We start from the raw sequence: 15,288 nt of genomic DNA, 5'->3' as shown, positions 1-15,288 counted from the left end.
TAATTTGATTGGTCTCAATCCTTGGGGATGTGTTGATTTATTGTGGATTATCTTGATTTATGTGTGCATATGAGGTAAGCAATCCCTTCGCTTTCAGAACATCAATCTCTGCTTTTTTCATATTCAGAAAATTCTGAACAAAATTGATTTGGGCATTTCTGTAATCTGTTTCCGAAATCAGGTAGTCGGTGAGTGTCCCAATGCCTTCTTTGTATTTCACTTCCTCCTGTTTTTTTACATTTTCGGCCAGGGCCACATTCTTTGTCTGAATGCGACAGTTCTTCAAGCTCGACTGGTAGGTGTTCATGGCATTTTGATATTTCAGGTTTAGCCCTTGTTTGGCTTTTGCAAGTTTGTCCTGCGTAATTTCCAGATCAATTTTCGCTTGGTTTACTTTTACTTTGTTGCCTAATCCTGAGAAAATCGGGATGGTCGCTTTAACACCAATCAGGTTTGTGTTGAACCAGTTTTCCCCCGACTTAAATAGATTGAATTCATCGCGCTGGGCCTGGTATATGTAGCTTCCATAGAATGAAACTGTTGGTGTAACTTCCGACTTGGCCAGTTTTATTTGGCGGTCGTTCAATTCCAGGTTTTTATTCAGGATCTCTACCTCAATCAGATTGTCCGCGTCGAAATCGCCATCCTGGTATTTGTTGATGAATTGTGCATTGGCAAACTGTTGGCTAAAGCCCGTCGTATCGACTTCCAGCTGAACATCCGGCTCCATTCCGATGATGTATTTCAGGTTATTGGTTTGTACCTTAATGCCCGACAAGACGTTTTCGCGGCTGGCCTCCAGGTTTGCATAGCTGACATCGATCTTATCCAAATCGGTTTGCAGTGCAACGCCCGACGTAACCATTGCTGAAACAGTTTGCCGGTTCAATTGCAACGATTCCATATTTCCCTCAATAATTTCGAGGTTTTTGTAGATCGCCAGCAAGTTGTAATATTCAGAGTAAAGCAATTGAACCAGTTCCTCTTTCGATTTTTCAACCTCAAGGCCCCTGATCTCCTGTACTTTTTCAGTGGTTTTTACCGAGTTGACATATTTTAGCGAGAAAAGTAATTGTGAGTACTGGATCGAGGCGTCCAGGTTATGTTTTTTCCCGAACTGAGCTTCAATATCCGGAGCACCCGAAACACCTGTCAATTCTCCCGGTAGGATTATCGTCGGGAGACTCAGGTAGTTTTTGTAATCCATTTCTCCGTCCACTTTAGGAAGTCCATGTGCTTTGGTTTCTCTGACAGACAGTTCACTTTGCATTTGGTTGAACTTTGCCTCGCGTAAATCATAATTGTTTTTGGTTGCAAATTCCAGCATCTGCGAAATGTTCATTTTTTGCTGGTCCTGTGCTTCTACCCCGGGAATGGCAAATAGGAAAATCAAAACGAGTAACTTTAATTTCATAATTGTTCTTGCTTTTCTGCTTTTCATATGCTTTGAGACTTTTGTTGGGTGCAAAGATATAAGTGCGGTATTGGCCAAAAAAGGTTTAAAGGACTACTAAATTGGACTATATGGTGTATTTAGATTTAAAATTGAGAAAATAAGTCCTAAATTTGTCTGAAAAGTCGAAAATGGAAAATGTTGTTACGCCTTTGAACTGGCGAAGTAAGATTCAGCTTTCGGAGATTGATTCCATTGATTTGGATTATATCTTAAAAGATGAGTATGTCGCCCTCCCTGAAACTCAATACCCGTTTAAGCTCGATATCAGTGTTATTGTTATTTGCATAAAGGGAACCTTGAATGGACTTCTCAATTTAAAGGAATACAACGTGACTGGTCCTGGCATTTTGATTATTATGCCTGACCAGATCCTGCAAAACAAGGGGACGAGCGATGATTTCGAAGGGCGATTTATTACCATGTCCAAACAATTTTCGAATACACTTATAATTGATGCCTATGATCGTTTTCCGCTTTTTCGGTCTATTTCTGATCATCCATGGCTACCACTGAATCCAGATGAATTAGACCTGGCATTGGATTATTATAACATGTTTTTAAAAACGGTGCGGATGAAGGACAATTCGAATCGCGCTGAGATGATCAGGCATTTGAGCCGGGCCTTCTTTTATGCATTGAATCACAAGTTTCAGAATTTGGATTTGGAGAGTAAGAAATCGAAGCAAGAATTGTTGACGGAACGCTTTTTTCACCTGGTGAAGGAGAAGTACAGGGAGCAGCGAGGCCTTGACTACTATGCTGATGAGTTGTTTTTGACACCGAAGTACCTATCGAAAGTAGTGAAAGATACTAGTGGCAAATCGGCTAGTGACTGGATCAACGATTTTGTGATTCTGGAAGCAAAAGCCTTATTGAAGTCGACGAATATGACTATCCAGCAAATTAGTCACTCCCTGAATTTCCCTTCACAATCTTTTTTCGGTAAATATTTCAAACGTTATTCCGGAGAGTCTCCTAAAACTTACCGGGAAAGCTGAACAGTTTTATCATTTGTGTGGTGTAAAAGTGGACGGTCTCCAACACCACCATGTTTATCCATCAGAGAATGCAAGTCACGATTCCTTTTAGTTTTTGTGTCCAACTTATATGTTCCGTTAGCCTCATTGAGGCCGCCGGCATTGATAATTAATCGGACCGCGTTGTTGGTGCTCGAAAATCAAGGAAAAAGAAAAGGTGTACGGCAAAAATTTGCGGAACACCTTTCTTGTATATAATGGTGCCTTACGAAATTAAACGCTGGTTGCCGCGTCAAAAATGCGACAGTAGTTGCCTCCCGCAATTTTCACGATTTCATCTTCGGTAAAACCGACTTTAAGCATCGCATCTACAACATAGTAGAGGAATCCTTCCTGTCCATCTCCCCATGTCAGGTTGGTTTTTCTGCCAAATCGTTCGTTCGAATTACTTGGCGGGGCCATTTTTGAGTCGGTGCCAATGCAAACATGATCTGCACCAACCACATCGACCATGGCCCGGACATTTTTAGCATACACGGTTGGCGAGTCGGCAAGGTGCGTCCAAACGCCGATAACACCGCCGGCGTTGGCCAATATTTTAGCCTGCTCTTTACTGATCAGGCGGGGCATCATCATTTGGGCCATTTTTTCGTTGCTGCCAAGCTGGGTATTCAGCCCGGTGTGCGAAACAAGCATTGGCTTGGTTGATATTTTTAGCGCATCGTCAATCCCTTCGTTGCTGCAGTGCGCGAGGTCAACCAAAATACCGAGCCGGTTACATTCCTTGACGACTTCGATTCCCGATTCGGTCAGTCCGCCAAAGTGTGGCGGGTTGGTATAAATATCGCCAAGCGGAACAAGTGATTGTCCATCATGCAGCAAGCCTAGATGTCTCAATCCTCTTTGGTAAGCCACCTCAATCCGGTCAATTTTTCCTTCAATAAAGTGCCCGCCTTCAACGGATTGAACAACGATAGGGTGGTTCTTTTTGTGTGCTTCCTTTAAATCAGCCAAATTCAGTGCTCGCTTCATTTTGTTGGCTTTCAGCATCTCGTCCATTTCATCCAGGCTCAGGATAAAGCGCTCGTAAGCTTCTCCCATTTTTGTCAGCTTAGGGCGGTCAACACAAAAGGTCATGCAGATGGCCGAGAAGCCGGATTGCTTCATCTCTCCGAATAAATCATATTGCAGGGTTTTGAATTCTTCCGCATTGAACGGAACATCCATATGGTTGTGCGTGTCAGTTCCGATTGTTTTGGCAATGATGGCCGCTACTGTCGGATCCACGGGGCTTTTAGCCCAGGATGAAAAAGGATTCATCATCACTGCGGCGCCTGCGCCGGCAATACTTCCCATGAACTGTCTTCTCGACCAATTTCTGTTTGTACTCTCCATAATCGATTTATGCTATTTTGTTTTTCAACGCTACCAAAGATTGATAAAACCACATCCCGACATGGGACGAAAGTCAGAGCCTCTAACTGAGCGGGAAGAGCAAAAGTTTTTGAAAAAATTGTTTTTAAGTAAAATTAAGAGTTGTGCGCTTCTCAAATTACTCAAATGTGCGTCAGGCGGTGTTTCTAGAGAATTTGCCGGCTTAAAATGTAAATATTCGTAAATGGTGGTTTGGGGATTGCGACATCAATTTCCGGCCTGGCGTCAACTTCAATTAAGTTGACAGCTAGTAGATTTTGGTGAATGAATAGTCGGATACCGGGCTAAATTTTTTAGCTTCGGTCTCCGACTATTTTTTTCAAACTAATCAAACCTGCTAGAAGATGAAAAAATTGAAATATCGATCGCTGTTTACCGCAGCCGTACTATTGTTGTCACCCTTCGTAAATAATTCATCTGCAAACAATCCGGATGTGAACACGTTGCCAGGGGGGACGAATTCAGATACAATTCGAACAGCGAAACCGCCAATCATGGGCTGGAGCAGCTGGAACAATTTCCGCGTGAATATTGATGAAGAGATGATCAAAGAGCAGGCTGATGCAATGATATCTTCCGGTTTGTATGATGCCGGTTACCGGTTTATCAATATTGACGACGGATATTTCGGGGGAAGGGATTCAACCGGCAAGTTGTTTGTTGATCGTGCAAAATTTCCCTCCGGGATGAAACTGTTAGTCGACTACATTCATGGTTTGGGATTGAAAGCCGGAATTTACACCGATGCTGGCCGAAACACCTGTGGCTCCATTTGGGACCATGATAAAAACGGTATTGGTGTCGGGATCTACGGGCATTGGGAGGATGATTGCGACCTTTTCTTCTACAAGTGGGGATATGATTTTTTGAAAGTTGATTGGTGCGGTGGCGAGAAAATGCAACTGGATGAGCAGACCGAATACACGAAAATTATTGATGCAGTGAAAGCCGTTGATCGTGCGATTGTCTTCAATATTTGCAGGTGGCAATTTCCAGGTGTATGGGCTATTCATAAAGCTGACTCCTGGCGGATATCCGGAGATATTCAGGCTAATTTTTCTTCTATTTTACACATCATTGATCTCAACGTTGATTTAGCCAAATACGCTTCAGCCGGGCATTACAACGATATGGACATGCTGCAGGTTGGCCGCGGAATGACTTACGAGGAAGACAAAACGCACTTCTCGATGTGGTGCATGCTGAACTCGCCCTTGCTGGCTGGCAATGATTTACGCGACATGTCCGAGGAGACCATCGAAATATTGACAAATACCGAAATAATCGCCCTAAACCAGGATCCTGGTTTTAAGCAGGCAACACGGGTGCTCACCGAAGGTAGTATTGAAGTTTGGGTAAAGCCGGTGGGTGAAGCCGGTGATTCCAAGGCTATTGCTATTATGAATCGGGGAGAGGATGCGGTTGATTTTGAACTCAATACCGGCGACTTTGGAATTGATAAAAATGCAACTTTTCGGGATCTTTGGAAGCACGAAGATCTGGGAATGATAGAGGATGGGATGGAATTTTCAATTCCAGAACACGGTATTGTTGTCTTAAAAGTAAAATAGTGACTTCTGTTTTGAATGGCCGACAGTAAGTCGGAGACCGGGATTTGGGCAGAGCGTTTTTAAAAATCTAAACATTCTTCTTTATCTGTATTTCGGCAACTTCAGTGTGGGGATTAAGCTTGTTTTTTCGTCTGTTAAATAGAAAATAGAACAAATTAAAGATCATGAAAAAAACGCTATTCCTGCTGCTTACGATCGCTTTCTGCAGTGCATCCTTTGGGCAATCGATAGAACTTTCAGCAGAGCAAAGGGACAATTTGTATCCAAGTGGTGAAATTGTGTCCCGCTACCATAACGACTGGACGCAACGCCATTACCGCGATCGCATTAAGGTATTCAAGAGCGAGCCGCTGAACTTTGGCGACATCGTGTTTATTGGTAACAGCATCACGGAGAAAGGTCGGGACTGGAGCGAGAAATTCGGGACTGTCGAAGTTCGAAACCGGGGAATTGCCGGTGACCTGACCGATGGTGTGCTGAAACGCATGGATGAGATTGTCTATTTCAAACCGAAGGCGGTTTTCATTTTGATCGGGATCAATGACTTGTTTAACCTGCATCACGATATGGACGGCGGAAGGTTTAAGTACGACAAGATTGTGCCTTCGCCGGAGTATGTTGGTAAAAACATCGAGAAAATCGCCCGCGAGATTCATCGTAAATCGCCGGACACCAGGATTTTTGTTCGGACAGTTTTGCCAACAAACCGACCTTTTCTGAAGGACGATATTCTTGTTGTCAACGAAATTATCAGAACCAACGAGGCAAAAGGAAATTACAAGCTCATTGATCTGTACGCCCAGTTTGTTGATGCCGATGGTGGATTAACCAATGAACTTACGGTTGACGGCGTTCACCTGAGCGAGAAAGGCTATGAGAAGTGGGTGGCCTTTGAAAAGCCGATTCTGGAAGAGTTGGTTGGAAACTAGCGAGCTGTTATTTGGCAGGATTGTTATCTGTTGATTTTTAGAAAAGAGAAGCGTCATATAAATGATAAAGTTGAATAATCTACCTTTTCTGATCATGATGGAGGAATAACAGTTGGTAATGCGGCGCCCGTCGAATATCCGGATGTTTTAAAATAGTTACCCCTGCAGAATAGCTGTTTCTCATTTTGCAATCATGCGCAAAATTCTATCTTTGGTTAAACAATAACCTACTAATGCCTAAACCAAGCGAGGATTTTCTACTGTGGAATGATTTCAGGAATGGAGAGGAATATGCTCTTGCTGAAATTTATAGCCGTTATGCAGACTCGCTTTATAGTTATGGCAAGAAATTCACTTCCAATAGCGAAATCGTCAAGGACACCATTCAGGATTTGTTCTTCAATCTCATTCGTACCCGTTCAAAACTAGGAACAACCGACAATGTCTATTTTTATCTGCTACGTTCATATAGACGTGCATTGAGCCGTAATTTGAAGAAAACGGAGAATACGAAAGTCTTTCAACTAAATACCGACTTGCCTGCAATGCAACTCAGATATCACCTGGAAGAAGAGTTGCTGCAAAAGGAAAGTCTGGATAATCGGGAACGCATTATTCTGAGAAGCCTTCAACAGCTAAGCCCCAAACAGCGGGAAATTATCTATTATCGTTTTACCTGCGATTTCGATTACGAACAGATTTGTGAGCTGATGAAGCTGAAATACGATTCGGCCCGAAAAATGGTATTCCGTGCGATTAAAATTTTACGGGAGCATCTTGAAAATGACAAACAATTGATTTTGTTGGTTCTTAATTTTCAGTGATTTGTGTGAAAATTTGAAAAAAACTCCAAAATCCTGTCCACAAAAATAACGGCCGTGTCTTTATCCTGTTAAAAGCATCGAATACGACCGTGAAAAAAGAATATCTACATTATAAAATTGAGGAATTGGTTGACAACAGCGATTTTATCGCCTGGGTTGTCAACGGAACGCACAACGAGCTTTGGGAACAGTTTCTCAGCAATCATCCAGATTTTGAACCATCTGTGAATGAAGCCCGGCGTTTGATTGAAATGTTGCGCGACCAGACGGATAACTTAAAGCCTGAAGACTTTCAAACGATCTGGAAGAACATTGAATCGTTCGACCAGATGTACCAAAAAGAACGCAAGCTTCACCCGTTCAAAAAGGCGATGCGTTACGCCGCCATATTTGTTGGTTTGTTGGTGGCTGGCGCTTCGGCGTTCTACTTCAGCCAACAAAAACAACCTTCGGGCTATGTTTTTAATAACACTCAGGAAGAGGCAGGTCAACAGCAATCGCAAATTGTTTTAGCCGACGGAACAACCGTTCCGTTGGAAAGCGAATCTTCGGACATTGCAATGACCGGCAACGAGCAGTTGATTATTGACAGCACACGGGTTATTGATATGAAACAACTGCCAACCGATCCGACAAAGATGAACGAGGTGGTGATTCCTTACGGCAAACGCTCCAAAATTGTGTTGGCCGACGGAACTAAAGTTTGGCTCAACGCGGGAAGTCGCCTGGCATTTCCAAACCAGTTCAACGGGAAAGAGAGAAAGATATTTTTAGAGGGCGAGGCTTATTTTGAGGTTGCTCACAACGCAGCACAGCCCTTTATTGTCAACACCGAGGCGATTGCAGTGAAAGTACTGGGAACGAAATTTAACCTAACCGCCTATTCATCCGAGTCTGTCATCGAAACCACTTTACTGGAAGGGAAAGTTGCGATGCGCGATTTGACCCGGAATCAACTTTTTAGGGGAGAAACCATTTTAACTCCCAACCAAAAGGGGAGTTTCAACAAGGAGCAACGGGCAATTTCGGTCCAGGATGATCCTGATGCTGATTTGTCGATTGCCTGGATTGAAGGCTGGCTGGAATTCCACCAGCAACCGCTGAACCGTGTTATGTCGAAACTGGAACGATATTATAACGTGAAGTTTATTGTTGAGGGAAGCGCAAAAAAGCAGGTGCAAGAAATGGACGATTTTGCATTCATCTCCGGTAAACTGGATTTAAAAGACTCCTTGGAAAGCGTGCTGATGGTATTGTCAGACGTAAGTGGGATGCAATACGAAATTCAGGGAAATCAAATCAATGTTAGCATGAAACCAAACTAGTCGAGTGAAATAAAAAAGTCGGCAAGTCTGCAAACTTACCGACTGACGTAGTTTTAGAAACTACGATTGTTAAATCTAAACAGTTCAAAATTATGAAAAAAAATCGTACAGGGAAGTACTTCTCCGGAAGAGGTATGTCCGAAATTTTGCTGAAAATGAAACTGCTAACTCTATTTGTGTTGATATCGTTGGTCTCGTCGGCGGCCAGCAGTTACTCGCAACAAACCAAATTCAGCTTCAAACTGAATAAGGTGACGGTTGGTGAAGTTTTTCAGGAAATTGAGCAAAACAGCGAATTCATATTACTCTATAACGAAAACCAGCTGGATGTGAACCGGCAAGTGAGTGTGATTGTGGAAAACGGCAATATCGAAGCCGTTCTGGAACAAGCGCTCGAAGGAAGTGGCACCACTTATAAAATTTACGATCGCCAAATCGTTATCAAACCGAAAGACAGTCCGGAGCCTTCTGTTGTTCCTGCCGAACAGAAAAAAGAAAAGGAAATTTCAGGGACTGTTCACGATGACAAAGGGAATCCTGTGCCTGGTGCTACCGTGATTGTGAAGGGCACAACCATTGGTACAATAACCGACCCGGACGGATATTTTGCGTTGGATGTTCCCATTGATGCGCAGGTTCTTTCAATCTCCTTTGTTGGTTTCGAATCGCAAGACATTATTATCGGTACTCAAACTTCGTTTCAGGTGGTTTTAAAGGAATCCACCCAGGGGGTTGATGAAGTTGTTGTAACAGGTGTATTCGACCCACGTAGCCGTATGGAAGCTTCAGTTGCAATCACTGCCATAAAATCGCAGCAGATTGAACAGCTTGCAGTAACCAGTGCCGGCGACTTATTGAAGAATGTTCCGGGTGTTTTCGTAAATACTTCTTTAGGTGAAATTCGCAACACCGTTTATTCGCGTGGTGTTTCTGTTGGTTCTAACGATGGTGAGTCGGGTTACTATTACGTATCGATGCAGGAAGACGGTTTGCCGGTAACCAATGCTACTTTTGGAAACTATGGCCCCGACTACTACTTACGTCCCGATGCAACTTTAGGAAGACTGGAAGCTGTTCGCGGAGGTACCGCTTCTATTTTAGGAAATAATGCTCCGGGTGGAATTTTCAACTACGTGTCGAAAACCGGTGGTGAAAAGTTTGAAGGCGAAGTACGGGCCAAGTACGGATTGGAAGGCAATGGTCGGAATCCGTATTATCGGGCCGATTTTGACTTAGGAGGATCGCTCGATCCGGAGAAGACATTGCGCTATAATATTGGGGGTTTTTACCGTCGTGCTGATGGTGCGCGTTATCCCGGTTATCCGATGAACGAGGGAGGACAGATAAAAGCAAACCTGCTTAAGAATTATACTACCGGACGCATTAAATTTTATGCGAAATATTTAAACGATAAAAATGCCTGGTTTGAGTTTTTACCGTCGGTTGATTTCGATAACCCACGTTTAGCTGATGGGGTTAAACAATATTACTCCGTGCTTATTCCACCGGTAACAGCTGATTTTCGGGTGAATCAAACCGATAAGATCGTCCATTTCGATTCAAGAGATAAAATTCATTCCATCGATAAATCATTCGGAATGAATTGGGAGCAGAATTTTGGCGAAGGCTGGAAAATCGACAATAAAATGCGCTATTCCATGAAGAGCTCGGTTTGGAATACCACTGCCGTAGCCTATCCAATAGCAGTTGACAACCTGATCTTCCATGCGATTGCCGGAACATTGGGCCATTTTGGAACTTATACCTTTAACGATCTGAAAACCGGTAATTTGTTAGGTAAAGTATTGCAATCGCCAAATATCATTGACGGTAATTTTGCCGGATTCAATTTTACCATGCTGGATAGTAATTTTCCCGGAGAGTCGATTCAGGCCAATTCGTTGCTCATGAACCCGGTAGTATATCTCGAAAATGAAATGGATGAATACATCGATCAGCTGACAATCTCGAAAAAGCTGAATAACATGAGTTTCACCGCTGGTATGTTTTATGCCCATTCCAAGCTGGATCAGCTATCTGGTTTTGGAGCCGCTGAGTCATTCTCGCAAATGACTTCACCCCGCCCCAGCCAAACTGAAATTACGTTGGAAGGATTTGACGGACAAACTTATTACGTGACGAACCCGGATGGAATTATTGGCGGGACTGGCGCCAGTGCACCTTTCGATTATATCGCAGCAACGCAGAGTCAGACCGCTTTTTTCTTCGGGCACAATTGGGAAATTACCGAAGGCTTGAACCTGGATTGGGGAATTCGTTATGAGAGAATTGCGATAAAAGGAGAAAACCAGTGGGCAGCAGAAACTGCGGTCGATGATGGGGGGAATGACGGTAATATTTACACGCTTTACGACAATTACGAATCGGATATTGCGGAAGTGTATTCTTATGATAACCAGGTTGTGAATACATTCTCATTTTCTGCCGGTGTGAACTACAAGTTTACAGATGTATCTGCAGTCTACGGTCGCTATTCACAGGGGGAGAAAGCTCCGGACCTGAGCATCTTTGTTGCTATCGACAATCAATTTGCTTTGGACAATCTCGACCCGCAAAGTCAGAAAATTCAACAGCTGGAAGTTGGTTATAAAATGAATGGTCGTAAGCACAATTTATTTGTGACACCATTTTTGAGTTTCTTAAGTAATGTGCCACAGCAAACTGTAGCAAGTGAAGATGGAAGTGTAGACGGTATGTATTCTTTGCCAACACTGTACAATGAATATCGCACTTTTGGTGTTGAAATTGAGAGTATTTATGATTTCACAGATCGGTTTAGCGTACGAACTGTCGCGACGTTCCAGGATGCAGTTGCTACAAAATTCCAAACCTGGGATGTGGGTGACAATGGAAGCGGCGACGATGTGATCATCGATTTTTCAGGAAATAAAACGGACAACAGCGCTCATGCGATTATCCGGATATCTCCGAGCTACAACACCGACAAAATGTTTGTTTCTGCCGATTTCTCTTACTTGGGAAAACGGGCAGCAAATGTGGCCAATGTTTTCGACTTACCGTCGTACAACCAAACAAATCTGAATTTTGGGTATAATTTCACCTCAAAATGGCAGATTCAGCTAAATATCAACAATGTGTTCAACCAAAATGGTGTGATGGGCTGGTCGGCACCGGGTGGTTTCCCGAGTTCATTAGATCGCCAGGGATTTACACAGGAAGACTTGGATGCCAATCCTGACGCCGTTTATTCAACCTTGAGCTTGCCACCAAGAGCCTATTTTGTGACATTGTCTTATAAATTTTGATAACAAACCAATAGCCCGCCATTTAGTCAATATGGATGGCGGGCACTACTAAACCCGTAAAAAATGAGAAAAGCACCCTTTAAGCGAAGAATACTGGCACTCGTCATCACAGTTGCAGTCGTTGGATTTTTTGGTTGTTCAGATCAACGTGATAACCGGATCGATAAATTATACACTGAATTTCAGAGCCCACCGGATAGTGCCAAACCAAGGGTATGGTGGCATTGGATGAACGGCAATATTACACAGGATGGTATTCGTAAAGATCTGGCATGGATGAGGCGGGTTGGGATTGGTGGCTTTCAGAATTTTGATGCCGCTTTAATGACGCCGCAAATCGTAGAAAAGCGATTGACTTACATGACGCCCGAATGGAAAGAAGCCTTTCAGCTGACAGCCCATTTGGCTGATTCGCTGAATTTGGAAATGGCCATTGCCGGCTCTCCCGGCTGGAGCGAGTCAGGAGGTCCCTGGGTTGAACCTGCCGATGGCATGAAAAAATTGGTTTGGACTGAAACCCGGGCGAATTCCGGAGATTCGGGCATTCAATTGGCGAAACCATCAGATATGACCGGGCCGTTCCAAAACATACCGAAACAGCCGGAGTTTGGAGTTCCTGTGGATATTGCCCGCTTGCCTGCTTATTATCAGGATGTGGCTGTTGTTGCTTACAAGGTCGTTGAAGCCGATCGTTCGCTACAAGATTTGGGAGCAGTCGTAAGTTCCAGTGGTGGCAAATTTACGGTCGATCAACTAACCGACGGTGATTTGGCAACCACCTCACTTTTACCAAACCATTCTTCCGGAACCGGTTGGATTCAGTTCGCTTTTCCACAAGCGCAGACAATCAAAGCAATAACTGTCGTTGGAGGAGGAGAGCCCGGAATGTTTGGCGAAGGTGCTACAGCTCCCGACGCTCGTCAGTTGCTGGCGAGTAACGATGGAAAAGAATTTCAATTTGTATGTAATATTCCGCCGGGGGCGATCCTGCAACAAACGCTTGCCATCCCGGAAATAACAGCTAAATATTTTCGCGTAACCTTCAAAAATCCACCGCCGAAGTTTAATCCCTTGGCAGCAGCCGTTGGGATGGATGTGAAGCCTGAAGTTTTGCCGGGGACTGAAATCGCTGAAATTGTTCTGCATCCGATTGATGTGGTAAACTGTTTTGAAGAAAAAGCGGCTTATGCGCCGGTTGCTGCTATGAATAAGAAACTAACAAGGGAAACAAGCGATGTCGTAGATGCAGCTACCATTTTGGATTTGACAGCTCAGATGGATTCTGATGGGAATTTAAACTGGACAGCTCCCGAAGGAGGTTGGAAAGTCGTTCGATTCGGTTATTCCTTATTGGGTATTGAAAACCACCCGGCATCGGAAGAAGCGACAGGCTTGGAAGTCGATAAGCTTGACCCGGATGCCATCAGAAGATATTTCACGAATTATCTCGATCAGTACAAGGATGCTACTGGCGGCTTGATGGGAGAGCAAGGAGGCTTACAATACCTAGTCACCGATAGTTGGGAAGCCGGGGCGCAAAACTGGACTGCGAAGTTACCCGAAGAGTTTCAAGCGAGAAGAGGTTACAGCATGCTACCGTGGATGCCGGTTTTAACAGGCACAATTGTCGGAAGCGCGGAAGAGAGCGAGAAGTTTTTGTTTGATTTCCGCGAAACCCTGAGTGAAATGGTGTCCGATTATCATTACGATGGTTTAACGTCAATCTTGAATGAATACGGGATGAAGCGTTATTCTGAATCGCACGAGAATGGTCGTGCGATGATCGCTGACGGGATGGAGGTGAAGCGTACGGCAGCAGTGCCGATGGCAGCAATGTGGACGCCCGGAGGACTCAGTCCTGATCAGATCCGGCACGAAGCGGATATCCGCGAATCGGCGTCGGTTGCTCATATTTACGGCCAAAATTTAGTAGCTGCAGAGTCTTTAACTGCTTTGGGTGTTCCGGAAGCTGCCTGGAAATATTCTCCAGAAAATTTAAAACCGACTGCCGATCTTGAGTTAGCCAGCGGATTAAATCGATTTGTCATTCACTGTTCAGTGCATCAGCCGGTAGACGATAAAATTCCCGGACTTGGCTTGGGACCTTTCGGACAGTGGTTTAATCGCCACGAAACCTGGGCCGAACAGGCACATGCTTGGTGCGACTATCTGTCGCGCAGCTCCTATTTGCTGCAACAAGGACATTTCGTTGCCGATGTGCTTTACCTCTACGGGGAGGATCAAAATATTACCGCGCTATTTGCCGATAAACTACCTGAAATTCCGGAGGGGTACAATTATGATTTTGTCAATGCTGATGCCCTGATTAATGTCATTGGTGTGCAGGACGGAAGGTTAACAACTAAAACGGGAACGACTTATCGCGTGCTGGTTTTGGACGAAAGTTGTAAGCAAATGACTTTGCCGGTTTTGCTGAAGATTCGCGAATTGGTGCAGGCAGGCGCTACTGTTGTTGGAAACCGACCAACTTTGGATTTGAGTTTATCAGATGATCAGACTGAATTTAACCGCTTGTGCGACGATTTATTCGGGGTGGCAGGTGAAGCAAAATCTATCGGCAATGGTACAGTTTATTCGGGAATGACGGTTAAGTCGGCCATGAACGCGATCGGGCTGAAACCTGATTTTGAATACAGCATGCCTGAGCCGGATACAGACCTGATGTATGTGCATCGTTCAGTTGATGGAGCAGAAGTTTACTGGGTGAATAACCGAAAATCCAGGAGCGAAAAAGTAGACTTGACTTTTAGGGTTGATGGGAAAATACCTGAACTGTGGAACCCGGAAACGGGAGAGAAGTCTGCGCTATCCTATAACATTGCAGAAGGTCAGACGACCATCTCGTTGTCGCTAAAACCGGATGATGCTGATTTTATAGTCTTTGGACAAAAAGCAAAACAAAAGTCTGTGATATTACCAATGACTGTTGAGTCTGTAGCTCAGGAAATCAAAGGTCCATGGCAAGTTGGTTTCCAACCTGAAAGAGGTGCGCCGGCTGAAAGCACCTTTGAGAATTTAGATAGCTGGACGGACAATGAAGACGCGGGAATCAAATACTTCTCGGGTACTGCCAGCTACAAAAACAGCTTCAAACTCGATAACATGCAGGAGGGAAGTCGCATTATTCTCGATCTGGGCGAGGTGAAGAATCTGGCCGAGGTGATTGTCAACGGTAAGAATTGTGGTATCGTGTGGAAAACACCATTCCGGGTCGATATCACGAATGCAGTGCAGGCTGGCGAGAACCAATTGGAAGTTCAGGTGACCAACCTTTGGGTGAACCGATTGATTGGTGATGCGCAACCAGGCGTCTTTGAGAAAATAACTTACACAACAATGCCTTTTTACAGGGCAGAATCCGGTTTGCTGACTTCCGGCTTGTTGGGGCCAGTGCGCTTGTTAGAAGCAGGTGTTCAATAGTTGAAAAAGAAACGACATTTAAAACCAATTGAATTAAACAGCAT

Annotated in this window: 9 protein-coding genes; 7 read left to right on the top strand and 2 right to left on the bottom strand. The window is 44.2% G+C overall.

The genetic code is table 11. The features are described from left to right. Nucleotides 1–37: 37 nt before the first annotated feature. Nucleotides 38–1,414 (bottom strand): TolC family protein, encoded by a 1,377-nt coding sequence (locus tag BC643_RS04830; protein WP_170154453.1) that lies wholly within the window; start codon nucleotides 1,412–1,414, stop codon nucleotides 38–40. Nucleotides 1,415–1,584: 170 nt separating this feature from the next. Here BC643_RS04830 and BC643_RS04825 point away from each other — a divergent pair, with 170 nt between their 5' ends. Then, on the top strand, nucleotides 1,585–2,454 hold the full coding sequence (locus BC643_RS04825) for an AraC family transcriptional regulator (RefSeq protein WP_120272022.1): 870 nt from the start codon (nucleotides 1,585–1,587) through the stop codon (nucleotides 2,452–2,454). Nucleotides 2,455–2,706: 252 nt separating this feature from the next. Here BC643_RS04825 and BC643_RS04820 read toward each other — a convergent pair whose 3' ends face one another. Next, nucleotides 2,707–3,828 (bottom strand): dipeptidase, encoded by a 1,122-nt coding sequence (locus BC643_RS04820; protein ID WP_120272021.1) that lies wholly within the window; start codon nucleotides 3,826–3,828, stop codon nucleotides 2,707–2,709. A gap of 383 nt (nucleotides 3,829–4,211) precedes the next feature. On the opposite strand from BC643_RS04820, the gene BC643_RS04815 reads away from it, so the two are divergent. The 6 genes from BC643_RS04815 to BC643_RS04790 all read left to right on the top strand — a co-directional run bounded on the left by BC643_RS04815 (nucleotide 4,212) and on the right by BC643_RS04790 (nucleotide 15,244). Continuing rightward, the gene (locus BC643_RS04815; protein WP_120272020.1) at nucleotides 4,212–5,438 is read left to right on the top strand and encodes a glycoside hydrolase family 27 protein; all 1,227 of its coding nucleotides are present in this window, start codon (nucleotides 4,212–4,214) and stop codon (nucleotides 5,436–5,438) included. A gap of 164 nt (nucleotides 5,439–5,602) precedes the next feature. Next, entirely contained in the window at nucleotides 5,603–6,367 is a 765-nt protein-coding gene (locus BC643_RS04810; protein WP_120272019.1) for a GDSL-type esterase/lipase family protein, read from the top strand. A gap of 233 nt (nucleotides 6,368–6,600) precedes the next feature. Beyond that, nucleotides 6,601–7,191 (top strand): RNA polymerase sigma factor, encoded by a 591-nt coding sequence (locus tag BC643_RS04805; RefSeq protein ID WP_120272018.1) that lies wholly within the window; start codon nucleotides 6,601–6,603, stop codon nucleotides 7,189–7,191. Nucleotides 7,192–7,280: 89 nt separating this feature from the next. Further along, the gene (locus BC643_RS04800) at nucleotides 7,281–8,516 is read left to right on the top strand and encodes a FecR family protein (RefSeq protein WP_120272017.1); all 1,236 of its coding nucleotides are present in this window, start codon (nucleotides 7,281–7,283) and stop codon (nucleotides 8,514–8,516) included. Nucleotides 8,517–8,608: 92 nt separating this feature from the next. Next, nucleotides 8,609–11,803 carry a TonB-dependent receptor domain-containing protein gene (locus BC643_RS04795; RefSeq protein ID WP_120272016.1) on the top strand — a complete coding sequence of 1,065 codons (3,195 nt, stop codon included), beginning with the start codon at nucleotides 8,609–8,611 and terminating at the stop codon, nucleotides 11,801–11,803. A gap of 63 nt (nucleotides 11,804–11,866) precedes the next feature. Then, nucleotides 11,867–15,244, top strand: a complete 3,378-nt coding sequence (locus BC643_RS04790) for a glycosyl hydrolase (protein WP_120272015.1) — start codon at nucleotides 11,867–11,869, stop codon at nucleotides 15,242–15,244. Nucleotides 15,245–15,288: the final 44 nt, after the last annotated feature.

The sequence above is a fragment of the Mangrovibacterium diazotrophicum genome (genome assembly GCF_003610535.1).
GTDB classification, from domain to species: domain Bacteria; phylum Bacteroidota; class Bacteroidia; order Bacteroidales; family Prolixibacteraceae; genus Mangrovibacterium; species Mangrovibacterium diazotrophicum.
This window is presented reverse-complemented; position numbering and strand designations above follow the sequence as displayed.

What these genes read in the sequence shown, in the direction of transcription:
- BC643_RS04820 (WP_120272021.1), bottom strand. Translation starts at nt 3,828, where the DNA reads ATGGAGAGTACAAACAGAAATTGGTCGAGAAGACAGTTCATGGGAAGT.
- BC643_RS04825 (WP_120272022.1), top strand. Translation starts at nt 1,585, where the DNA reads ATGGAAAATGTTGTTACGCCTTTGAACTGGCGAAGTAAGATTCAGCTT.
- BC643_RS04790 (WP_120272015.1), top strand. Translation starts at nt 11,867, where the DNA reads ATGAGAAAAGCACCCTTTAAGCGAAGAATACTGGCACTCGTCATCACA.
- BC643_RS04805 (WP_120272018.1), top strand. Translation starts at nt 6,601, where the DNA reads ATGCCTAAACCAAGCGAGGATTTTCTACTGTGGAATGATTTCAGGAAT.
- BC643_RS04815 (WP_120272020.1), top strand. Translation starts at nt 4,212, where the DNA reads ATGAAAAAATTGAAATATCGATCGCTGTTTACCGCAGCCGTACTATTG.
- BC643_RS04795 (WP_120272016.1), top strand. Translation starts at nt 8,609, where the DNA reads ATGAAAAAAAATCGTACAGGGAAGTACTTCTCCGGAAGAGGTATGTCC.
- BC643_RS04830 (WP_170154453.1), bottom strand. Translation starts at nt 1,414, where the DNA reads ATGAAATTAAAGTTACTCGTTTTGATTTTCCTATTTGCCATTCCCGGG.
- BC643_RS04810 (WP_120272019.1), top strand. Translation starts at nt 5,603, where the DNA reads ATGAAAAAAACGCTATTCCTGCTGCTTACGATCGCTTTCTGCAGTGCA.